This is a genomic window from Bradyrhizobium sp. LMG 9283, assembly GCF_045571415.1.
Taxonomy (GTDB): domain Bacteria; phylum Pseudomonadota; class Alphaproteobacteria; order Rhizobiales; family Xanthobacteraceae; genus Bradyrhizobium.
Genome location: NZ_CP120691.1, coordinates 4728580 through 4749091 on the forward strand (window position 1 = coordinate 4728580; position 20512 = coordinate 4749091).

A 20512-nucleotide genomic window follows, 5' to 3' on the forward strand; every position below is an offset into this window, starting at 1 on the left:
TGATTGCGCTTGTATTCTGCTTCTTGGTCCGGGCGCAGATGAACGGAAGCTATCGCGCGTGCTAAGCGAGCCGACAGCCGGCGCATGACACATGGTCGCATCGGTGAACGTAGATAAGCGGAACAAGGGAACCTATTTTCGGCGCCGATGTACCTGATTGAAGCGCTCCCCACCGTCCTTGGAACTGCCGCCATCGCCCCGGCGCTGCTAATGCTGTGGCTTGTCATTGCCGCAGAAGAGCGCCCCGGCCCGCCGGCCCAGGTCTGGACCGCGTTCTTGTTAGGTGCAGCCAGCATTTCGCTGCTGGGTCTCGCCCGCGCCCCCTTCGCCAAGATGGTCGCCGCCCCCGACGACCCCTGGGCGGAGCTGGCCATGCATTCGATCTTCGGCGTCGCGCTGCCGGAGGAGGCCGTCAAGGTGATCGCCATCGTCCTGGTCTCCTCGACCAAGCGGCGGACCTTTGCCAATCCGATGGACACCGTGGTCTATGGCGCCGCGGTCGGCCTCGGCTTCGCCGCCTATGAGAACCTCGCCTATCTGGTCCAGCACGCGGAGATGTGGCGCTCGCTGGCCGCCCTGCGCAGCGTGCTGACCGTGCCATTCCACGGCGCGCTCGGCATCATTGCGGGCGCTTACCTGACGATCGCGCGCGCCGGCACGGCACTGGGCGCCAACCGCCACCATCGCGATTGGGCCCGTCTTTCCAGCCGGCTGTTGATCTTCGCCGGCCCGCTCGCGCTGCATTCGGCCTTCGACTTCCCACTGCTGACCTTGCAAAGAATGCCCGACCTGGATCCGACGCTTCGCATGTGGCTGGGCGCGGCGAGCCTCCTGATCGGCTTCAGCTCGATTGCCTTCGCCATCCGCCTGGTCCGGCGCGCCGCGCGCCACCATGCGCCGCGGACTGATGTGGCACGCGAACGGCTTAGCCAGTTACGGCGAATGTGGGCGCTGCTGCTCTCCGGCGGCGGCATCGGCTTTGTCGGGCTCGCCTTCGTGCTGACCTCGATCCATCACTGGCTAATCAACCCCGAGCGCAACCTGACGCTGGCGCTGATCCCGATTGGCTTCGTCTCGATCCTGCTCGGCCTCGCGCTTCTGATTGTCACAACGGCGATCTACATTCTCGGCCGCAACCGCATTCGCACCAGCGCGGAAGGTTTTTCCTCTGCGCCCGGCGGTGGCTGAGGCGCGGGATGGCAAGCGCGGTACACACCTATTAGATTGGACCGCATGGACGGCTTACGAGATCGAGGCCATCATGACATCGCCCGGGGAATTTTCACGACTGCAATCCGCGATGAGCCAGGCGGTCAAGGCGCATTGGAAGGCCTTCCTGTTCGAAGGCATCCTGCTTGTGGTTCTCGGAGTTGCCGCATTGATCCTCCCGCCGCTCGCGAGTCTTGCGACCGCGATATTCCTCGGCTGGATGTTCCTGATCAGCGGCATCGGCGGACTGATCGCGACCTATTGGGCGCGCAGCACGCCCGGCTTCTGGTGGTCGCTGATCTCGGCCGCGCTGGCCGTGCTCACCGGCATGCTGCTGCTGGCCCGGCCGATGCAGGCCGTGCTGACGCTGACCATCGTGCTCGGCGCCTATTTCCTCGCCGAGGGCGTCGCCACCATCATGTACGCGCTGGAGCACCGCCGCGAATTGAGCAGCCGCTGGTCCTGGCTCCTGATCTCGGGCCTCGTCGACATCGCGATCTCGTTCATGGTGATCACGGGACTGCCGAGCTCGGCAGAATGGGCAATCGGCATCCTCGTCGGTATCAACCTGCTGTTCGGTGGCGCCACCCTCATCGGCATGGCGCTGGCGGCGCGCAAGAGCAACACCTGAGACGCATCATCGCGTCCTGCGCCGTTTTGGGGGTGACAACCTGCCAGCGGCACGCTATATGGCCATCATGATCACCGTCGCCACCCGCTATTTTTGGTACTTTAGCTACGACAGCTCGCTGGCGGCGGGAGGATCGCGCTCAATCTGACACATTGCAGCAAACGTCCGAACAAGCCGCCAGACCTGGCGGCTTTTTTATTGGCCGGCAGGTTTCCACCACAGACAGGAGCCCGCCGTGCTGAGCACGACCGATGATCTTCGTATCCGTGAACTGAAAGAACTGAGCACGCCGGAAGAGGTAATGCGGGAGGTCCCGCGTACGCTCACCGCAACACGCGTGGTGATGGCCGCCCGCAACGCCATCCACGCCATCCTGAGCGGCCAGGACGACCGCCTGCTGGTTGTGGTCGGCCCCTGCTCGGTGCACGATCCCAAGGCCGCGCTCGACTACGCCGAGCGCGTTGCACGCCTGCGCGAAGACCTTGCCGACCAGCTCGAGATCGTCATGCGGGTCTATTTCGAGAAGCCGCGCACCACCGTCGGCTGGAAGGGTCTGATCAATGACCCCGATCTCGACGGCAGCTTCGACATCAACAAGGGCCTGCGGCTGGCGCGCAACGTGCTGTCGGCGGTGAACAATCTCGGCCTGCCCGCGGGCACCGAATTCCTTGATATGACGACGCCGCAATACATCGCAGACCTCGTCTCCTGGGCCGCAATCGGTGCGCGCACGACCGAGAGCCAGATCCACCGCGAGCTGGCCTCGGGCCTGTCGTGCCCGGTCGGCTTCAAGAACGGCACCGACGGCAATGTGCGGATCGCGGCGGACGCGGTGAAGTCGGCCTCGCATCCGCATCATTTCATGGCGGTGACGAAGCTCGGCCGCTCGGCGATCGCCTCGACCGCGGGCAACGAGGACTGCCACATCATCCTGCGCGGCGGCAGCAACCCGAACTATGACGCAGCAAGCGTTGCGGCCGCCTGCAACGAGCTGGCGAAATCCGGAGTCGCCCCGCTGGTGATGATCGATGCGAGCCATGCCAATTCGAGCAAGAAGCCGGAGAACCAGCCGCTGGTGATGGCCGATATCGCTGGTCAGATCTCGGGCGGCGAGAGCCGCATCATGGGCGTGATGATCGAGAGCAATCTCGTCGCCGGCCGTCAGGACGTGGCGCCGGGCAAGCCGCTCGCTTACGGCCAGAGCATCACCGACGGCTGCATTGACTGGGCGACCACGGCAACGGTGCTCGAGCAGCTCGCCGACGCGGTCGAGATTCGCCGCAACACCCGGCGCGCAGGACGCCACGAACGTTCGGCCTGAGACATGACGCGGCTAAGTTTGGCTCGCTCCTCACCTCTTCCCGGCGGAGAGAGGTGAGGCGATCAGCAGCCGCGGCAGATGCTCTTGATCTTGCGATCGAGCTCCGCATCTTCCTTGTTCGCGGGAGTGCTCGGATTGCTCAGATTCTTCTCGCTCGGCACATCGGCCGCGCGCGGCTGGCGATGGCCGACGGGCGCCGGCAACACCGTTCCCGGGGTCGCGCCGCTGGATGTCGATCCCTTGGAGCCGCCTGTCTGTGCAACCGCAGCGCCGCCGAGCAAGACCACGAGCGATGCTGCCAGCATGATCTTTTTCATGTCCGCTTCTCCATTCTCAAACCGGCTCGCATTTCAGCCCCGCTCATCTTTCGGGCGGATAGAGATGAACGTCGCCGCAATAATCCACGATACGATAGCGCGTTTCGGCTCCCGCTTCACGCGCATCGTCCGCGATATTTTGTGCCACTGACACATAATTCGGTCCGACCGGTGATTTGCCGGCGCCGCCGGGAATATCGATGACGTAGTCAGGCTGACACAGCCCTGACACCCGCCCGCGCAACTGCCGCATCAAGTCCTGTCCCTCGGCCAGCGTCGTTCGCAAATGCACGGTGCCGGGGGCGAGATCACCGTGATGCAGGTAATAGGGCTTAATCCGGCATTCGACGAAAGCTCGCATCAAATCGGAAAGAGCGGCGATGTTGTCATTGACGCCGCGCAAAAGCACGGACTGGCTCACCATGGGAATGCCGGCGTCGACGAGACGCGCGCAGGCGGCGCGCGCCGTTCCGGTCAGCTCCCGCGCATGGTTGGCATGCAGCGCAACCCAGGTGGTGGCTCCCTCGACCTTCAGTGCTGCAATCATCTGCTCGCTGACGCGCGCGGGTTCGGCCACGGGCACGCGGGTGTGAAGACGGATGATCTTGACGTGATCGATTGCCGCGAGGTCGGCCGTGATCTCGCTCATCCGCCGCGGCGACAGCATCAGCGGATCGCCGCCGGTCAGGATCACCTCCCAGATCTCGCCATGCGAGCGGATGTAGTCGATCGCCGCGCGATAGGCGCTGTCCGACAGCGCATTCTCCTTGCCGGGCCCCACCATCTCGCGGCGGAAGCAGAACCGGCAATAGACCGCGCAGACATGAACGAGCTTGAACAACACGCGGTCGGGATAGCGGTGCACGATCCCGGGAACCGGCGAATGCGGATGGTCGCCGATCGGATCGGCGTTCTCGCCCGGCGTCAGGTCCAGCTCGGCTGCGGTCGGAACGAACTGTCGCGTGATGGGATCGTCGGGATCGGTCGTCTCGATCAGCTCGACCAGATCAGGCGTGATCGCCACGGCATAGCGCGCGGCAACGCGTTCGAGCGCCGGCAGCGCCGATGCCGGGGCCAAGCCTTCGGCCACCAGCTCGGCAGGCTCGCGCAGAGTGCGTGCAAGATTCGTTTTCGTCATCTCTCATCCGCAGGCGGTGTCCACACCACCTGATCAATTCGTGTTGCGCCGCTCGCCAGCATGACCAGCCGGTCGAAGCCGAGTGCGATGCCACTTGCCTCCGGCATTGCGGCAACCGCAGCCAGAAAGTCCTCGTCGAGCGGATAGGCTTCGCCGTAGCGGCGCTGCTTCTCCGTCATCGATTCCGTGAAGCGTTTTCGCTGCTCCTCGGCATCGGTCAGTTCGCCAAAGCCGTTGGCGAGCTCGACGCCGCACGCATAGACCTCGAAACGCTCGGCGACCCTCGGATCGCCCGCCTTCACCCGCGCCAGCGCCGCCTCTGGAGATGGGTATTCAAACAGAATGGTCAAACGCCCCTGCCCCAGACGCGGCTCGACATGCTCGACTAGGACCTTGCTGAAGATATCCGACCAGGTGTCGTCCTCGGCCACACGGACCTTGGCCTCGGCCGCCGCAGCGAGCGCGGCACGGTTACCCTCGCCGCCTGAAATTGTCGACAGCAGATCGATCCCAGCAAGCCCTTCGAAGGCGCCCGCGACCGTCAGGAGCTCCGGCTCGGCAAAGGGATCGGCGGTCCGACCGCGGAAGGAGAAGGTCCCGATCCCGGTCGCCTGCGCCGCGCGGGCGATCACGACGACGCAATCGGCCATGATGGCATCATAGGGCGCGCCCGCCCGGTACCATTCCAGCATGGTGAATTCGGGCAGATGCAGGTCGCCTCGCTCGCGGTCCCGGAACACCCGGGCAAACTCGAAAATCCGCGTCTCGCCTGCTGCCAGCAGCTTCTTGCAGGCGAATTCCGGCGACGTCCGCAGGTATCGGTTGGCCCGGCTGCCGTCGGGCCGCATGATCTCGGTCCGGGGGGCGTGTAGATGGGTCTCATTGCCCGGGGAGACCTGCAGGACTGAGGTTTCGACCTCCACGAAGCCCTGTTCGGCGAAAAAGCCCCGCAAAGCTCCGGTCACAGCGCCCCTGGCCTGGAGGAACGGCCGCCGGTCGAGGTGCCGCGAGGGTGACCAGAACGGCGAAATCGGCTTGTCCCCAGCCATTAACCGATCGCCCCTTGGAACAGCAAAATGCTGGCATCCAACGGCAAAATCAGTATGTTGCGGCCCGAAACGGGCGCCGAGGTCCGATTTGAGGCCCCAAGTCCCCCATCAATTTGACCACGTCCTGGCTGGTGCCGGGCCAAGCAAGCAGGAAATACAGCTTTGAGAGTCATCGCCAGTTCTATTCGCAAGGGCAACGTGATCGAGCAAGACGGCAAGCTTTATGTCGTTGTGAGCGCCGAGAACATCCATCCCGGCAAGGGCACCCCGGTCAGCCAGATCGAAATGCGCCGAATCTCGGACGGGGTAAAGATCTCCGAACGCTACAAGACCACCGACCAGGTCGAAAAGGCCACGATCGAAGAGCGTAACTACACCTATCTCTACGAAGATGGCGACGGCTACCACTTCATGAACCCCGAGACCTACGATCAGGTCCAGGTCTCCAAGGACGTCGTCGGCGACGCCGCCGCGTATCTCCAGGAGAGCATGACCGTCAAGCTGTCCATGCACGACACCAATCCGGTGTCGATCGCGCTGCCGCAGCGCGTGACGCTGGAGGTGGTCGAGACAGAGCCCGTGACCAAGGGCCAGACCGCCTCCTCCTCCTACAAGCCGGCGGTTCTCTCCAACGGCGTGCGCACCACCGTGCCGCCGCACATCACGGTCGGCACCCGCGTGGTGGTGATGACCGAAGACGGCTCCTACGCCGAGCGCGCCAAGGACTAAGCGAGCAATCGAGGATCGGAACAGGTACCGCCGGGGGGCGAGGCAGTGGGCAGGGAGATTTTCCGCTTCGTCTCGCTTCTTCTGGCGTCGCTGTCGCTCCTCATTGCCGCGCCGCTTGCTGCGGATGAATTCCGCAGCCCCTCGCTCACGGCCCTGCGCGTCGACTGGCGCGCGGCGCTCGACCAGTTCCGTATCGAGATCAACAGCCGCCCCCAGATTGCGGGCGACTTCATCTTCGCACCCCGTCGTTCGGTGCCGCGCTACGATCCGCGCGCGATGCCCGCGCTGGTGCAGCTCAACGCGATCTCGTCGCGCTTTTTCACCGGCATTACCCGAAGCCCCGTGCCGGTGCTGCTGCCGTTCGATGCCGCCGCGTACCTCGAGGCGCAGCGCAGCGGCGCGCCGACGACGCTCGCGCTGTCGCGCTACCAGGCTGACTTCAATCCCGTCGACATGTTCGATGCCGGCCCTGCCGGCTACAGCGCGACCTTCTCGCTCGAGCCCGGCGCCGGCGAGGGCATGCCGAGCCGGGTGTTCGCAAGGCCCGTCGAGGTGCAGATCACGGGCTCGGCGCTCGTCTACGACGTCGCCGATCGCTCAGGGGGCAAAGGCGAGCCAGTCAAGCCGCTCGCGGCAATCTACCCGGATCTGCGCAAGTTCATCCGGGAAGGCTATGTACGCTACGCCTTCACCCGTTTCGGGGGCGCCTATGTGGTGTCGATCCAGTGCCTCGACAGCGTCGCCAGGCCGCGGCGACTCGCCTGCAAGGAAGCCTATCCGGTTGCCGAGCGCTTCCTGAAGGCGCTGCGCGTCGCAGGCGGCCAGCGCATGCGGCCACTGACGGACATCGCCTCCAACGTCATCGATCGCCCCGTAGCGCGTTCGCCGGATTTCAGCTACCGGCCGAGCGGTGACATCATCCCGAACACCGGCTACCGCAAGCAGGGCGGCCATCCCGATACAATCGCCTATGCCGAGATCCGCTTTCCGCTGGAGAAGGCGCCCGCCTTCGTGCGTTCGCAATCCTATGGCAAGCGCGACAAGAGCGAAGGTCTGACCGCCTATCCCTGGCGCGACAATTTCTGCGAGTCGCGCAGTTTCGAGGTGTGGCAATGTGATGGAGGCTACGGCCACCAGGGCGAGGACATCCGCGCCGCCGATTGCCCGCCGCCCGGTGAAGGCCGCGTCCCCTGCGATCCCAAGCAGCGCGGCGTCGTCGCCGTACGCGATGCGATCGTGATCCGCGCAGCCAAGGACCAGGCCGCGACGCTTCAAGTCAACAGCCGCACCGAGCACATCCGTTTCCGCTACATGCACATGAATCCGCAGACGATGAACGCTGATGGCGTGCTCAATGGCCGCATCGTCACCGAAGGCGAGAAGATCGGCGTGATCTCGAACTATCTCGACCATCCCGCCGGCACGTCGATGCACCTGCATTTCGACGTCCAGGTGTTCACCCGCGACGGCTGGATCTGGGTCAGCCCCTACGTCACGCTAGTCTCTGCCTATGAGCGCCTGATCCGCGCCCGCGGCCGCGAGGTCGGGCCGGACATTGCGGGAGCCCCGCAGCCTGTGGCGCATGCGCTGCCCGAGGACGTGCTCAAGCCGGACCTGCGCGAGGGATCGAGCGGCGAGGAGAACTGACGGCTTGCTCGTTCCGATGCCGGGCGGTGCAATGTCGCACACACCACCGGCCCAAACCAAGAAGGAACAGGGGTGATGAGTGTCGGACTGATCGGTCTCCTCGACGATATCGCGGCGATTGCAAAGGTGGCAGCAGCCTCGCTCGACGATGTAGCGAGCCAAGCTGCCAAGGCGGGCACGAAGGCGGCTGGCGTGGTCATCGATGATGCGGCCGTCACGCCGAACTACGTCATGGGTTTTGCCTCCAAGCGCGAGCTGCCGATCGTAGGTAAAATCGCGGTCGGATCGCTGCGCAATAAATTGCTGATTCTGCTGCCGGTTGCCCTGCTGCTCGGCTATTTTCTTCCCGCCGCGGTCACGCCGCTGCTCATGTTGGGCGGAGCGTTTCTCTGTTACGAGGGCGCCGAAAAGGTGCTCGAAGCCGTGCTGCCGCATCAAGCGCATCAGCACGAAGCTCAGCTCCAACCGGTTGCGTTGAATGCCCGGTCGGTCGAGGACGAGAAGGTCGCGAGCGCCATCAAGACGGATTTCATCCTGTCGGCGGAGATCATGGCGATCACGCTGGCGGCTCTCCCGGCGGGCAGCATCTGGACGCAGGCGCTGGTGTTGGCGCTGGTCGGCCTCTTTATCACCGTTGGGATCTATGGCGTCGTCGCCCTGATCGTGAAGGCGGACGATTTCGGCGTGGCCCTTGCGCGCTACGACGGCGCCTCTGTCATTGGCGGCGCGATCCGCTTGCTCGGACGCGCGCTCGTCCGCGGCATGCCTTACTTCCTGGCGGTGCTGAGCAGCATCGGCACCGCCGCGATGATCTGGGTCGGCGGCGGCATCATCCTGCACGGCATCGAAAAATACGGCCCGCCCGCGATCGGCCGCGCAGTCCATGCCGCAACCGAGGCTACCGCACATGTCCTTCCATCGGTTGCCGGCATCATCGAATGGTCTGTCGAGGCAGCCATCTCGGGCGCGCTTGGACTGCTTGTCGGCGCACTTGCGATTCCGGCAGTCGAATACGGTCTCGCGCCGGCATGGAAGCGGCTGAGGCGATCGCCGTCGGCTTGAACGCTGCGGTTGCGAACTACGACTGCCAGCTACTCCAAGAATGTCGTGAGCTGCGCGCCCTCATCGGCCACGAACACTGCGATCAACTCCGCAGGCTCGGTCGCGCTGGCATTGGCCGAGACGAGATGTGTCGAGCCCGGCGGCTCGAAGAAGGACTGGCCGACGCCGAACGTCTCGACCGGGCCACCGCCGAGCTGCGAGCGGATCTCGCCCTTGGTGATGTAGGCCGTCACCGAACCCGCGTGACGATGCGGCCGCGAAAACCCGCCCGGACCATAAGACACGCGCACGATGGTCACGCGCTTGCCCGGGACGTTCGGCAGAGCGTAGGAGCCGATCGGCTCGACCTTGTCGAGCGGCGAACTCTCCGCCGCCGTGGCGCAAAGCGGGGTCAGCACGCCCGAGACGGTGTCCATCGTCACCGGCAGCGCTCTGCCGATCGCAAGCGCGCAGGCGAGCCCTGCGATGACGGCAAGCACCGCCGAACGTGACGGCGCCGGAAGCTGCACGGCAGAAAAGCTCATGGCTGTCATCGTGATCTCCCCTTGTCTCCATCAGGATGCAGCGGCGGCGGCTGCGACCGGCCGCTTTGCAGGCGTCCAGCGAAACGCCGCGCCAAACCTGTTCCAGACGTTGATCGAGGCAACCGCCGACGTCAGGTACGTCAGTTCAGTCTCGGAGAATTCCCCAGAGGCTTCGGCGTAGACCTCCTCGCTGACACCGTCGGGCAGACACGTCAGCGCCTCGGCCCAGGCCAGCGCGGCACGCTCGCGCGGCGAAAAGATCGGCGCCTCGCGCCAGACCGCGACCAGGTGGAGCTTGTCGACGGGAACGCCGATCCGTTCCGACAGCAGGACATGGTGCTGCACGCAGAAGGCGCAGCCGTTGATCTGCGAGGCGCGCAGCTTGACCAGTTCGAGCAGCTGCTTGTCGAGGCCGGCCTTGGCCGCAAGCTGGCCCAGCGTCAGCACCAGATCATACACATCGGGCGCGATGTTCTTGAAATCCTCATACTCGCTGCGGGCGTGCGACATTGCGATTCACCTCGTCTTATTATATTACACATTATCAGAGTTCTGACATGTCACGCAAGACCGCTGCCACCGCAAGATCGAAAACCGCCCGCAAGATGCCTACTCCTGCCGCCGGCGGCGCCGTGCACATTCCCGCGCCCGGCGAAGGCAAGCGCGGCGAGCAAGGTTATCTCGGCTATCTTCTGCGCCAGGCCCACGCCGCGGTCCGGTTGAAGATGGAGCGCACCCTCGCCGATCTCGGCGTGACCTCACCGCAATTCGCGGTGCTGACGATGCTTAACGCCTATCCGGGCCTCTCGGGGGCCGATGTCGCCCGCCTCACCTTCCTGACGCCCCAGACGGTGGGCGTCATCATCCGCAATCTCGAACGCGATGGTGCGATCGCGATGACGCCTCATCCGGTCCACGGCCGAATCCAGCAGTGGACGCTGACACCGCGCGGCGCGACTCTCTTGAAAGCGTGCCGACAACGTGTGCTCGAATTGGAGAAGCGCCTCGCTCGGGATTTGGATATCAAGGCGGAAACTGCGATCCGCCGCTGGCTCGCCGGCATCGCGGCCGAGTTGCAGGAGGGTTAGGCGATCTTCGCGCCCAAAGGATGCTACCCGCCCTTCAAGGCATCCTTGACCTCGCCGTCCGGCCAGGCCTCGTCGACCGCGATCACCCTCACGCGGCTTTGGTCGGCGGTATTCACCAGCACGTGCGAACTCATCCGCTCACCGCTCTGCTCGAGACGCAAATCGGTTTCGGGCCTCCAGCTCAACGTGGTCGCGAGGTCGCCGGGAAAGATCTTCCATTGCGATCCGTCGTCGAGTTCGACGACATGGCTTTCCGCATGCGTGCGTATCTTCATTGCACCCCGAGTTTTCGATGAACAGACTGCATACGGAAGATGGACCCCGCACGCGGCCGCGGACCTCTTCCGTCAGTCGTTGTTGTCATGAATGACGGTTTTGCTGCGACAGTCCTCATCTTCTCCTCCTTCCCCAATGTTGGGGGAATGCGGGAGTGCGACACTTGTTCCGGTGGGAACGGCCAGCGCAATCGGGCAGGATTCACGCGTCGCTGCTGTTCCATGAATCGACTCACACGGGCCATGTTTCCGGCTAGAATGTGCCCATGAAGCACGCTGATTCCTCACCCCGTTACACGCGCCGCGCCCTGCTCCAGTCGACGCTTGGTGCAGCCGGTTTGCTTGGACTCCCGCCGTACGCTCTCGCCTCGCCTCCCGGCTTCGACGAATGGCGCGAGAGCTTTCGCGCACGCGCGATGGCGAAAGGTATTTCCGCCGCGACATGGCAGCACGCGATGGGACGGGTCGAGCCGGACATGAGCGTGTTCAAGCAGATGCGCAACCAGCCCGAATTCCACGAGCAGGTCTGGCAATATATCAACCGCCGCGTCTCGGACTGGCGCATCATCAACGGCAAGATCGCGCTGAAGAACAACGAGGCTTTGCTCGCCCGCATCGAGCGCGATTTCGGCGTCGAGCGCGGCACTCTGTTGGCGCTGTGGGGCGTCGAGTCCGCCTATGGCGATCCCCTGGTGCAGCAGAATCACATGAGGCCGGTGTTTCCCTCGCTCGCTGCGCTCGCCTGGAACGAGCCGCGCCGCAAGGCCTATTGGGAGACCGAGCTCATCAACGCGCTGCGTATCGTCGACAAGGGCTGGAGCACGCCGGAGGAGATGCGGGGATCCTGGGCTGGCGCGATGGGGCATTCGCAATGGATGCCGGAGGTCTGGCTCAATGTCGGCATCGACTATGACGGCGACGGCAAGGTCTCCCCGTTCGGCAAGCCCGACGATGCGCTGGGCTCGACCGCAAAATATCTCGTCAACCGCGGCAAATGGCATCGCGGCGAGCATTGGGGCTATGAGGTGCGCGCGCCCGGCAATATGAGCGGAAGCCGCACCTACGCGGCGTGGCAGGCGGCCGGCGTCACCCGCGCCGATGGCCAGCCGTTTCCGCAGCCGAACGCATCCGCGCAGATGTGGACGCCTGTTGCGGGCGGGCCGACTTTCCTGCTGGGACCAAATTTCTACTCAGTGAAGAGCTACAACCCTTCCATGAATTATGCGCTGGCGATCTGCCATCTCGGCGACCGCTGCCTGGGAGCCCCACCCTTCATCCAGCCCTTCCCCGGCTCAGAGCGCGCGCTGACACTCGCCGAGGTGCAGGAGATGCAGACGCGCCTGACCAAGGCCGGCTTCGATACCGGCGGCACCGACGGGCGCGTCGGCAACGACACGATGAAGGCGGTCAAGGATTTTCAGCAGCGCGCCGGGATCACGCCAGCCGACGGCTATGGTGGGCTGAAGGTGCTGGCGAAGCTGCGGCAGGGGTCGTAGGTACCCTGTCATTCCGGGGCTCGCGTAGCGAGAACCCGGAATCTCGCGCTACAATCCCTGGATTCCGGGTTCGAGGCTTTGCCTCGCCCCGGAATGACATCCTACATTCAGTGCCTGTATTGCGGCTCTTCCGCATCGAGCTGGCGGCGGATGGCGGCGAGATGCAGCCGCGCGGATTCGGAATCGCCCTCGCGCATCTGCCTGTAGGTCGCGGCCGCAATCGCTGGATCGACCGGCAGCACCTTGCGTCCCGTCGACATCGCCAGCACCTGCACCTCGGCGGCGCGCTCGAGGTAATAGAGATCGTCCCAGGCTTCCGCGATGGTCGGGGCCAGCACCATCACGCAGTGATGCTTCATGAAGACGATGTCGGCATCGCCGACGGCGGAGGCGATGCGCGCCCCCTCACGGTTGTCGAGCGCGAGGCCGTTGTAATCGCGATCGACCGCAGTGCGGCCGTCGAATTTCAGCGCGGTCTGGCCAGCCCAGATCAGAGGCTCGCCCTCGGTCATTGACAGCGCGGTGGCATAGGGCATGTGGGTGTGGAAGGCGACCTTGGCGCGCGGCAGGCGCTTGTGCATCTCGGCATGGATGTAGAAGGCGGTCGCCTCGGGTACGCCCTCTCCGTCGAGCACGTTGCCGTGGAAGTCGCAGATCAGGAGCTTTGACGCGGTCAGCTCGCGGAAGGCGTAGCCATAGGGATTGACGAGGAAGAGATCGTCATGACCAGGCACGACGGCCGAGAAGTGGTTGCAGATGCCTTCTTCAAAGCCGTTGCGCGCGGCCATGCGGAAGCAGGCGGCGAGATCCTCACGCGCGGTGCGGATCGCGTTGGTGGCGAGGTCCGGCCGGTTGGAACGGAATGGCGCGGGCGCGGGTGAAGAAGCGTGAAGGCTGTGCGCCATGGCGAAGAACACCTCTGTCGGTCGGGAGCTGCTCCGAGTTGTACAGGGACCGCGCCTGCGCGTCAGCCCCTGCGACCGCTACCCTGCCCTGCGCGCCTCAGGCCCGCCGTGGCACACCGCCCGCGTTCATGCCGCCATCGATGACGAGCTCGCTGCCGGTGACATAGCGCGAAGCATCGGAGGCGAGATACAGCACGCCGGAGGCGATCTCCGCGGCCTGGCCGGCACGGCCGAGCGGCGTGACGACCCGCGCGCGCTCCTCCGGATCGATCGGAGCGTTCTGACCGGCGCCGGTCGCCCCCGTCGGGATCTTGCCCCAGATCGGCGTATCGATGATGCCGGGGTGAACAGAGTTGACGCGGATGCCATCGCCCGCCGCCGCGCACTCCATCGCGATCGACTTGGCGAACAGCCGCACGCCGCCTTTTGTCGCCGAATAGGCCGATAACCCCGGCGCGCCGCGCAGGCCCGCCAGCGAGGACATCATGACGATCGAGCCGCCGCCGGTTTTGCGCATCAAGGGCAGGCTATGCTTCACGGAGAGAAACACGCCGTCGAGATTGATCGCATTCTGCTTGCGCCAGTCAGCGAGCGTCATGTCGACGATCGATGGCACGGAGATGCCGATGCCGGCATTGGAGACGAGCACGTCGAGCCGGCCATAGCGCTTTGCGATCTCGGCAACGACCTCGATCCAGCGCTCCTCACTGGTGACATCCTGCACTAGGAAGATCGCCTTGCCGCCTGTCTTGGTGATGCGCGTCGTGAGCTCGGGGCCTCGCAGCTCGTCAATGTCGGTGATGACGACCGTTGCGCCCTCGCGCGCGAACAGCTCGACGATGGCCTCGCCAATGCCCGAGGCGCCGCCTGTCACCAGCGCGATCTTGCCCTCAACCTGCCCTGCCATGTTCACTCCCTTTCTTTTTTGTTGTTCGAGGCCGTTGTTATCTAATCACGGATGGCCCCTGGTCCGGTAGCGCGACGTCGGCGACGCGGAATTGCACACGCTCGGCGCCCTGGTAGCGATCGACCGAGAGCGAGCCCGCGACATGCATCTGCTGGCCACGATTGGCGAGCAGAGCATTGCCGAGCTTCTGGCCGACCGAACGGAATGCGATGCCATTGACGATGGCGCCGTCGCCCGCCTTGAAACGCAGGCGCAGATGCGCTTGCCCCACCTCGTCGGCAAACACGAGTTGATGCGCCGGAAGCGCCAGCACCGGCTCCGCATTGCCGCTGCCGAAGGGACCGGCGCGATTGAGCGTCGTCGCCAGCTCCGGCGTCACCGCACGCGCGGAGACCGCGCCGTCGATATAGAGCTCGTTGACGTGGCGCGCCTCGGCGACGTCCTGCGCCAGCGCACTCTCGAGATAGGCGCGGAATTCGGCGAGCTTTTCCTTCCGCAACGTCACGCCCGCGGCCATCGCGTGGCCGCCGCCCTTGAGCAGAATGCCGTCAGCAACCGCCTGCCGCACCGCCTTGCCAAGATCGACGCCGGCGATCGAGCGGCCCGAGCCGGTGCCGATGCCGCCGGGCTCGAGCGCGATGGCGAAGGCGGGCCGCGAGAATTTCTCCTTGAGACGCGAGGCGACGAGGCCGACCACGCCGGGATGCCAGCCTTCGGACGCCGTGACGATGACGCCGAGCTTGTCTTCCAGACCAATCGAGGCCAGTGCCTCGGCCTCGGCCTGCGCTTCCGCCGCCTGCTCGATCACGCGGCGCTCGTTGTTGAGCCGGTCGAGCTCGGCCGCGATCCGCGCCGCCTCGACGCTGTCGGCTTCGAGCAGCAGCCGCACGCCGAGATCGGCGCGCCCGATGCGGCCGCCGGCATTGACGCGCGGTCCCAGCATGAAGCCGAGATGCCAGGCCTCCGGCGGGCCGTTGAGCCGTGCGACGTCCATCAGCGCGGTATGGCCGATATGGTCGCGCCGTCGCATCGCGATCAGCCCCTTGGCCACGAAGGCGCGGTTGAGGCCGATCAGCGGCGCCACGTCGGCGACCGTGCCGAGCGCAACATGATGCAACATGCCGAGCAGATCGGGCTCGGGCATCTCGCTGGTCCAGAAGCCGCGCTGACGCAGCTCGCGATTGACCGCGACCAGCGTCACCAGCACGAGGCCTACGGCGGCGAGATGGCCAAGGCCCGAAAGATCGTCAGGGCGGTTCGGATTGACCAGGGCATCGACCTCGGGAAGATCAAGGCCGCATTGGTGGTGGTCGATCACCACCACCGACATGCCGAGGCGCTTGGCCTCGGCCAGCGGCTCGATGCTGGTGGTGCCGCAATCGACGGTGACGAGCAGCGTCGCGCCCTTCGCGGCGAGCGCCCGCACCGCCTCGATGTTCGGGCCGTAGCCTTCGAATATTCGATCGGGAATGTGGATCAGCGGATCGAGACCGCAATGACGCAGGTGCCAGGCGAGCAGCGCCGCCGAGGTCGCCCCGTCGACGTCGTAATCACCGAAGATCGCGACCTTCTCGCCTTTCGCCGCCGCATCAGCGATCCGCTTGGCGGCGGCCTCCATCTCCGTCACCGTGAACGGGTCCGGCAGCAGCTTTCGGATGGTCGGATCGAGAAAGTCGGGCACCGCGTCGATATCAATGCCGCGGCCGGCCAGCACCCGCGCCAGCAGCTCCGGCAGCTGGTGCCGTTGCACGATGGCGAGCGCCTGGGCCGCCCCGCGCCCGTCCAGCCGGTCACGCCAGAGCTTGTCTGTGAGCGAGCGCGCCACGCCCAGGAAAGCCTGGGGCGCTTCGATGGGCAAGGCGGTGGCGGGTGGCGTCATGACAGGAGGCAGGTTGTGGGGAACTCGAAGGTCCAGGCGATCACGCGAACGCACGGTCACTGGCTTCAGGGGATTGGCCGGCAATCGGCCCGGATTTGCAACGGCCCGGACACACAAAGCGGTGGATGGCTGCCCGACCGGCCGGAGTGACTACCATTTAGGCATTTCGCCGAACAGCAAATTAAGCAGGCGTTAGGCGGAATCCTCGAAAAGGAATCGTATTCGATCTGTAAGTTGTTGTTCCGGGTTCATTGCAGATCAGATCTCATTGCCAAGGGAAGTCCCCGATGTCTGCTGTGCTGGGTCTGAAGGCCAAGCCGATCGCCACCGAACCTACGGACGATGATTCCGACATCTCCGCGCTGATCAACCGCCTCACTGCGGAGGTCAACCAGATCGCGGTCGACAAGACCAAGTCGATCCAGCAGATCACCAACCAGATGAAGATGCTGGCGCTGAACGCGCTGATCGAGAGCTCGCGCGCCGGCGCGCAAGGCGCGGGCTTTGCAGTAGTGGCGCAGGAGGTGCGCGGCGTCGGCCAGCAGGTCGAGACCATCGCCCGCGAGCTCGAAACCCAATTGACCAAACGCACGGGCGATCTCGTCGCCTCGATCGAGCGCATGAGCCAGCGCTCCCGCGGCGAGCGGATGGTCGACCTGTCGCTCAACGCGATCGAGCTGATCGACCGCAATCTCTATGAACGCACCTGCGACGTGCGCTGGTGGGCGACCGACTCCGCCGTCGTCGATTGCGCAGCCTCGCCTGGCGCGGCGGCCATCTCCCATGCCTCGCAGCGGCTGGGCGTGATCCTGGGGGCCTACACCGTCTATCTCGATCTCTGGCTCTGCGACCTCGATGGCAACGTCATCGCCAACGGCCGGGCTGATCGCTTCCGTGTCGTCGGCCAGAATGTCGCTCACACCAAATGGTTTCGCGAGGCGCGATCCTTGCGCTCCGGCGACGATTATGTCGCCGGCGACGTCGAGAACCAGCCGCTGCTCGGCAATGCGCAGGTCGCGACCTATTGCGCCAGCGTCCGTGCCGGCGGCCAGGCCAACGGCGCGCCGATCGGCGTGCTCGCCATCCATTTCGACTGGGAGCCACAGGCCCGCGCCATCGTGCAAGGTGTGCGCGTCGGCGACAGCGACAAGGCGCGTGTGCTGCTGGTCGACTCAAATTTACGCGTGATCGCGGCCTCCGACGGCCAGGGCATCCTCAGCGAGCGCATCTCGATCTCGCTGAACGGCCAGCGCTCCGGCTTCTATCACGAACGTACGGGTACTCTGGTCGCGTTCCATGCGACCCCGGGCTACGAGACCTATCGCGGGCTCGGCTGGTACGGCGTGATCATCTGCGCGTGAGGCGAGCAGGTCCGCCCGTCCGGTCAAAAACCGTAAAACAACCCCATGCACAGTAGCCATGGGATTGTTTTCTCTAGCGTTTTTCGTCGGTCGGATCGCCTTTGACGCGTCGGGCAAAACGGGCGCAATCTGCTAACGATCGCCAAGGGTCCCAACGCGGCACAGTTGTCCGTGTCCGATAACGCGATCTAAGCACACGCCGAACGCAACGCCATCTCAACGCAGTCCTTGCTCCAGTTCCCGTGTTGGGGAACTATGCTGGTCAACGTACGAGCCTCGCCGCGGGCTCTCAGGCTTCTTCTGGCAGGGAGAATGAGCTTGAGCGAACAAATGCATCCGGCAGCGCCTCACCATCTGCCGTTCTTCGTGCCTGGGCCTGACGGGTCGGACGCCCTGATGGTCGTCATGGCCATTTTCCTCATCGTGATCGTGCTGTGGGTGGGCACGCTCTATTGGAAGCTGCACAGCCTTCCGGAGCGCATCGCGCACAAGTCGCAGAAGCTGCAATTCGAGATCGTCGCCGTGCTCGGCCTCATCTCGCTGTTCACACACATGCACATCTTCTGGATTGCGGGTCTCCTGCTCGCGATGATCGACCTGCCGGACTTCTCGACGCCGCTGCGCACCATCGCCGGCTCAGTGGAGCGCATCGCCGATGCAGCGCCGCAGACGCCTCAATTGGAATCCGAAGCCGGGCCGACCGGCAATTTCGGGCCCAAGGACGCGCCGATCGAGGGAGATCAAGGTCATGCTTGAGCTCCTGCTCTGCTCGCTCGTGACGATCCTGCCAGACTACCTCTATCGCCGCTATCGGCAGAACAAGCGGTTCGGCAAGGAGATCACACTCTACTCGGTCTGGTATGAGCTGAGGTGGGGCATCACTGGCTGCCTGATGCTGACCGTCGCGCTGATCACCATGATCTTCTACTATCATCCGTCGACCACGTCCGCAGCGCTCTATTTCCGCACCGTGCCGATCCTGCCCGAAGTGGCCGGCCGTGTCGCCCAGGTCAACGTCGATTACAGCGCGCCTGTGAAGAAGGGCGACGTCCTCTTCCGGCTGGACAGCACCAAGCAGCAGGCGGGGCTCGAGACGGCAAAGCGAAAGGTCGCCGAAGTCGATGCTTCGATGATCAGCGCACGGGCCGATGTGGTCAAGGCGGAGGCCCAGATCGGGGAAGCGAAGGCGGCCTGGCAGCAAGCCAGGGACGAGCTCGACACCAAGAGCGAATTGCAGCGTCGCAATCCCGGGATCGTGCCGCAGCGCGATATCGAAAAGCTCCAGGTTACGGTCGATCAGCGGCAGGCGGGCATCGATTCCGCGAGTGCCGCCAGGGAGGCTTCGGCGCTGCGGGTCTCCACGCTGCTGCCGGCCGAGAAGGCGAGCGCCGAGGCGGCGATGGCAGAGGCGCAGGTCGATCTCGACAAGACCTTCGTTCGGGCCGGTGTCGATGGACGGGTTGAGCAATTTCTTCTGCGTCCAGGCGATGTCGTCAACCAGATGATGCGGCCGGCCGGCCTCTTGATTCCGGAGGGGGCCGGCCGGCGCGCGTTGCAGGCCGGCTTCGGCCAGATCGAAGCTCAGGTCATGCGCCCTGGCATGCTTGCGGAGGCGACCTGCATCTCGAAGCCCTGGGTGATCATTCCGCTCGTGGTCACAGGCGTGCAGGACTACATCGCCGCCGGGCAATTCCGCTCGGGCGAACAACTCGTCGACCCGCAAAATCTGCGGCAGCCGGGCACGATCCTGGCGTTTCTGGAACCGCTCTACAAGGGCGGGCTCGAGGGCGTCACGCCAGGCTCGACCTGCATCGTGAACGCCTATACGAGCAACCACGACGCGATCGCCGACCCGAAGACCGGCGCGCTCAAGGGATTTGCCCTGCACGTCGTCGATGCCACGGGGCTCGTGCATGCCCTTCTGTTGCGCATTCAAGCGTTGCTGTTGCCGATCAAGACACTGGTGCTGAGCGGCCACTGATCCACTGAGATTCAGGGGAAGATCCCTGACCAATTGTGTCGTGTCGCAACGATCTCTCTGAAGCATTTTTCGGCAAGGCAGGCTCGTTTCAGACAAGAGCCTGCCTGATTGCTCGGGTAACACATGGTTCGGATCGTTGATGGCGTAGGCGCGAGAGCTGGAATTGGCCTGCATCATCTCGCGCTCCGAAATAACGAGGAGACATGCCATGAAGATCGTCGTGATCGGCGGGACCGGATTGATCGGATCAAGACTTGTGGCGAAGCTCAAGCAGCAAGGCCACGACACCGTGGCAGCCTCGCCGAAATCCGGCGTGAACGCCGTGACCGGCGAAGGCCTCGCGGCCGCTCTGGCCGGTGCTGACGTCGTCGTCGACGTCGCCAACGCTCCGTCCTGGGAGCCGGCCGCCGTGCTCGATTTCTTCCAGCGTTCGAGCAAGAATCTCGTCGCGGCCGAGGCCGCAGCAGACGTGAAACATCACGTGGCGCTCTCGATCGTCGGCACCGACCGCTCGCCCGACAACGCCTATTTCCGTGCCAAGGTGGCGCAGGAAACCATCATCAAGTCCGCCTCGGTCCCCTACTCGATCGTGCGCGCCACCCAGTTCTTCGAATTCCTCGGAGCCATCGCCGACACCGGCGTGATCGACGGAAAGATCGTCGTTCCCACGGCTCAGTTTCAGCCGATCGCGGCCGATGATGTCGTCGATCGCCTCGCGGAGGTCGCAACCGGCCGGCCGCTCAACGGCACGATCGATATCGCTGGCCCTGAGAAGGCCCCCTTCAATGAATTCATCGCACGCCGCCTGAAGGCGTCCGGCGACACACGTCCCGTGATCGGAGATCCGAAGGCGCTGTATTACGGCGCCCCTATCGACGACACATCGCTGAACCCGCTCGGCGAGGCGCGGCTCGGCACGACACCGCTCGCAACATGGCTCGCGAGCCTCTGAGGCTCCGGCGGTCCTGCCCTCACTCCAGCTTTCGCAATGAA

At 64.7% G+C, this 20512-nt stretch carries 21 protein-coding genes; 12 read left to right on the forward strand and 9 right to left on the reverse strand.

What is annotated here, in order from left to right; genetic code table 11:
- Positions 1-147 precede the first annotated feature (147 nt).
- The 3 genes from P6U29_RS22355 to P6U29_RS22365 all read left to right on the forward strand — a co-directional run bounded on the left by P6U29_RS22355 (position 148) and on the right by P6U29_RS22365 (position 3161).
- Positions 148-1188: a PrsW family intramembrane metalloprotease gene (locus P6U29_RS22355; protein WP_407112304.1), complete on the forward strand. Its 1041-nt coding sequence runs from the start codon at positions 148-150 to the stop codon at positions 1186-1188.
- Positions 1189-1261: 73 nt separating this feature from the next.
- Complete coding sequence (locus P6U29_RS22360) at positions 1262-1840, forward strand: HdeD family acid-resistance protein (RefSeq protein WP_407112305.1); 579 nt, start codon at positions 1262-1264, stop codon at positions 1838-1840.
- A 235-nt stretch (positions 1841-2075) separates the two neighbouring features.
- Positions 2076-3161 carry a 3-deoxy-7-phosphoheptulonate synthase gene (locus tag P6U29_RS22365; RefSeq protein ID WP_407112306.1) on the forward strand — a complete coding sequence of 362 codons (1086 nt, stop codon included), beginning with the start codon at positions 2076-2078 and terminating at the stop codon, positions 3159-3161.
- Between the two features lie 62 nt (positions 3162-3223).
- Here the strand turns inward: P6U29_RS22365 and P6U29_RS22370 are convergent, their stop codons facing one another.
- The 3 genes from P6U29_RS22370 to epmA are packed head-to-tail and all read right to left on the reverse strand — an operon-like array spanning position 3224 to position 5665.
- Positions 3224-3478 carry a hypothetical protein gene (locus tag P6U29_RS22370; protein ID WP_407112307.1) on the reverse strand — a complete coding sequence of 85 codons (255 nt, stop codon included), beginning with the start codon at positions 3476-3478 and terminating at the stop codon, positions 3224-3226.
- Between the two features lie 43 nt (positions 3479-3521).
- Entirely contained in the window at positions 3522-4616 is a 1095-nt protein-coding gene (locus P6U29_RS22375; RefSeq protein ID WP_407112308.1) for a lysine-2,3-aminomutase-like protein, read from the reverse strand.
- Positions 4613-5665 carry an EF-P lysine aminoacylase EpmA gene (epmA, locus tag P6U29_RS22380; RefSeq protein ID WP_407112309.1) on the reverse strand — a complete coding sequence of 351 codons (1053 nt, stop codon included), beginning with the start codon at positions 5663-5665 and terminating at the stop codon, positions 4613-4615. Before epmA ends, P6U29_RS22375 begins: the two co-directional genes overlap by 4 nt.
- A 162-nt stretch (positions 5666-5827) precedes the next feature.
- Here epmA and efp point away from each other — a divergent pair, with 162 nt between their 5' ends.
- The 3 genes from efp (at position 5828) to P6U29_RS22395 (ending at position 9103) form a co-directional block, all read left to right on the forward strand.
- Positions 5828-6394, forward strand: coding sequence for an elongation factor P (gene efp / locus P6U29_RS22385; RefSeq protein WP_027572324.1), 567 nt, complete (start codon positions 5828-5830; stop codon positions 6392-6394).
- Positions 6395-6439: 45 nt separating this feature from the next.
- A complete protein-coding gene (locus P6U29_RS22390) occupies positions 6440-8041 on the forward strand; it encodes a M23 family peptidase (protein ID WP_407112310.1) in 1602 nt (533 codons plus the stop codon).
- Positions 8042-8116: 75 nt separating this feature from the next.
- On the forward strand, positions 8117-9103 hold the full coding sequence (locus P6U29_RS22395) for a DUF808 domain-containing protein (RefSeq protein WP_407112311.1): 987 nt from the start codon (positions 8117-8119) through the stop codon (positions 9101-9103).
- A 29-nt stretch (positions 9104-9132) separates the two neighbouring features.
- Here P6U29_RS22395 and P6U29_RS22400 read toward each other — a convergent pair whose 3' ends face one another.
- Positions 9133-9636, reverse strand: coding sequence for a cupin domain-containing protein (locus P6U29_RS22400; protein ID WP_407112312.1), 504 nt, complete (start codon positions 9634-9636; stop codon positions 9133-9135).
- Positions 9637-9657: 21 nt separating this feature from the next.
- Positions 9658-10137, reverse strand: coding sequence for a carboxymuconolactone decarboxylase family protein (locus P6U29_RS22405; RefSeq protein WP_407112313.1), 480 nt, complete (start codon positions 10135-10137; stop codon positions 9658-9660).
- A gap of 47 nt (positions 10138-10184) precedes the next feature.
- Here P6U29_RS22405 and P6U29_RS22410 point away from each other — a divergent pair, with 47 nt between their 5' ends.
- Positions 10185-10715 (forward strand): MarR family winged helix-turn-helix transcriptional regulator, encoded by a 531-nt coding sequence (locus tag P6U29_RS22410; RefSeq protein WP_407112314.1) that lies wholly within the window; start codon positions 10185-10187, stop codon positions 10713-10715.
- A 23-nt stretch (positions 10716-10738) separates the two neighbouring features.
- Here the strand turns inward: P6U29_RS22410 and P6U29_RS22415 are convergent, their stop codons facing one another.
- On the reverse strand, positions 10739-10990 hold the full coding sequence (locus P6U29_RS22415) for a hypothetical protein (RefSeq protein WP_407112315.1): 252 nt from the start codon (positions 10988-10990) through the stop codon (positions 10739-10741).
- Between the two features lie 266 nt (positions 10991-11256).
- Here P6U29_RS22415 and P6U29_RS22420 point away from each other — a divergent pair, with 266 nt between their 5' ends.
- Positions 11257-12486, forward strand: a complete 1230-nt coding sequence (locus P6U29_RS22420; protein ID WP_407112316.1) for a lytic murein transglycosylase — start codon at positions 11257-11259, stop codon at positions 12484-12486.
- A gap of 107 nt (positions 12487-12593) precedes the next feature.
- Here the strand turns inward: P6U29_RS22420 and P6U29_RS22425 are convergent, their stop codons facing one another.
- The 3 genes from P6U29_RS22425 to recJ form a co-directional block, all read right to left on the reverse strand.
- Complete coding sequence (locus tag P6U29_RS22425) at positions 12594-13391, reverse strand: aldolase (protein WP_407112317.1); 798 nt, start codon at positions 13389-13391, stop codon at positions 12594-12596.
- 97 nt (positions 13392-13488) lie between these two features.
- Positions 13489-14298: an SDR family NAD(P)-dependent oxidoreductase gene (locus P6U29_RS22430; protein ID WP_407112318.1), complete on the reverse strand. Its 810-nt coding sequence runs from the start codon at positions 14296-14298 to the stop codon at positions 13489-13491.
- Between the two features lie 37 nt (positions 14299-14335).
- Positions 14336-16177, reverse strand: a complete 1842-nt coding sequence (gene recJ / locus P6U29_RS22435) for a single-stranded-DNA-specific exonuclease RecJ (RefSeq protein ID WP_407112319.1) — start codon at positions 16175-16177, stop codon at positions 14336-14338.
- Positions 16178-16464: 287 nt separating this feature from the next.
- On the opposite strand from recJ, the gene P6U29_RS22440 reads away from it, so the two are divergent.
- The 4 genes from P6U29_RS22440 to P6U29_RS22455 all read left to right on the forward strand — a co-directional run bounded on the left by P6U29_RS22440 (position 16465) and on the right by P6U29_RS22455 (position 20471).
- Positions 16465-17538, forward strand: a complete 1074-nt coding sequence (locus P6U29_RS22440; RefSeq protein ID WP_407112321.1) for a methyl-accepting chemotaxis protein — start codon at positions 16465-16467, stop codon at positions 17536-17538.
- A 312-nt stretch (positions 17539-17850) separates the two neighbouring features.
- Positions 17851-18294: a hypothetical protein gene (locus tag P6U29_RS22445; protein WP_407112322.1), complete on the forward strand. Its 444-nt coding sequence runs from the start codon at positions 17851-17853 to the stop codon at positions 18292-18294.
- Positions 18287-19519: an HlyD family secretion protein gene (locus tag P6U29_RS22450; protein ID WP_407112323.1), complete on the forward strand. Its 1233-nt coding sequence runs from the start codon at positions 18287-18289 to the stop codon at positions 19517-19519. The genes P6U29_RS22445 and P6U29_RS22450 overlap by 8 nt, the downstream gene beginning before the upstream one ends.
- A gap of 208 nt (positions 19520-19727) precedes the next feature.
- Positions 19728-20471: an SDR family oxidoreductase gene (locus tag P6U29_RS22455; protein ID WP_407112324.1), complete on the forward strand. Its 744-nt coding sequence runs from the start codon at positions 19728-19730 to the stop codon at positions 20469-20471.
- The last annotated feature ends 41 nt before the right edge of the window (positions 20472-20512 follow it).

Bases quoted from the DNA above. Each gene is read 5' to 3' on its own strand.
- P6U29_RS22430 (WP_407112318.1), bottom strand. From the start codon at position 14,298: ATGGCAGGGCAGGTTGAGGGCAAGATCGCGCTGGTGACAGGCGGCGCC.
- P6U29_RS22440 (WP_407112321.1), top strand. From the start codon at position 16,465: ATGTCTGCTGTGCTGGGTCTGAAGGCCAAGCCGATCGCCACCGAACCT.
- recJ (WP_407112319.1), bottom strand. From the start codon at position 16,177: ATGACGCCACCCGCCACCGCCTTGCCCATCGAAGCGCCCCAGGCTTTC.
- P6U29_RS22450 (WP_407112323.1), top strand. From the start codon at position 18,287: ATGCTTGAGCTCCTGCTCTGCTCGCTCGTGACGATCCTGCCAGACTAC.
- P6U29_RS22395 (WP_407112311.1), top strand. From the start codon at position 8,117: ATGAGTGTCGGACTGATCGGTCTCCTCGACGATATCGCGGCGATTGCA.
- P6U29_RS22455 (WP_407112324.1), top strand. From the start codon at position 19,728: ATGAAGATCGTCGTGATCGGCGGGACCGGATTGATCGGATCAAGACTT.
- P6U29_RS22425 (WP_407112317.1), bottom strand. From the start codon at position 13,391: ATGGCGCACAGCCTTCACGCTTCTTCACCCGCGCCCGCGCCATTCCGT.
- P6U29_RS22375 (WP_407112308.1), bottom strand. From the start codon at position 4,616: ATGACGAAAACGAATCTTGCACGCACTCTGCGCGAGCCTGCCGAGCTG.
- epmA (WP_407112309.1), bottom strand. From the start codon at position 5,665: ATGGCTGGGGACAAGCCGATTTCGCCGTTCTGGTCACCCTCGCGGCAC.
- P6U29_RS22400 (WP_407112312.1), bottom strand. From the start codon at position 9,636: ATGACAGCCATGAGCTTTTCTGCCGTGCAGCTTCCGGCGCCGTCACGT.
- P6U29_RS22360 (WP_407112305.1), top strand. From the start codon at position 1,262: ATGACATCGCCCGGGGAATTTTCACGACTGCAATCCGCGATGAGCCAG.
- P6U29_RS22445 (WP_407112322.1), top strand. From the start codon at position 17,851: ATGAGCTTGAGCGAACAAATGCATCCGGCAGCGCCTCACCATCTGCCG.
- P6U29_RS22355 (WP_407112304.1), top strand. From the start codon at position 148: ATGTACCTGATTGAAGCGCTCCCCACCGTCCTTGGAACTGCCGCCATC.
- P6U29_RS22415 (WP_407112315.1), bottom strand. From the start codon at position 10,990: ATGAAGATACGCACGCATGCGGAAAGCCATGTCGTCGAACTCGACGAC.
- P6U29_RS22420 (WP_407112316.1), top strand. From the start codon at position 11,257: ATGAAGCACGCTGATTCCTCACCCCGTTACACGCGCCGCGCCCTGCTC.
- P6U29_RS22410 (WP_407112314.1), top strand. From the start codon at position 10,185: ATGTCACGCAAGACCGCTGCCACCGCAAGATCGAAAACCGCCCGCAAG.
- P6U29_RS22370 (WP_407112307.1), bottom strand. From the start codon at position 3,478: ATGAAAAAGATCATGCTGGCAGCATCGCTCGTGGTCTTGCTCGGCGGC.
- P6U29_RS22405 (WP_407112313.1), bottom strand. From the start codon at position 10,137: ATGTCGCACGCCCGCAGCGAGTATGAGGATTTCAAGAACATCGCGCCC.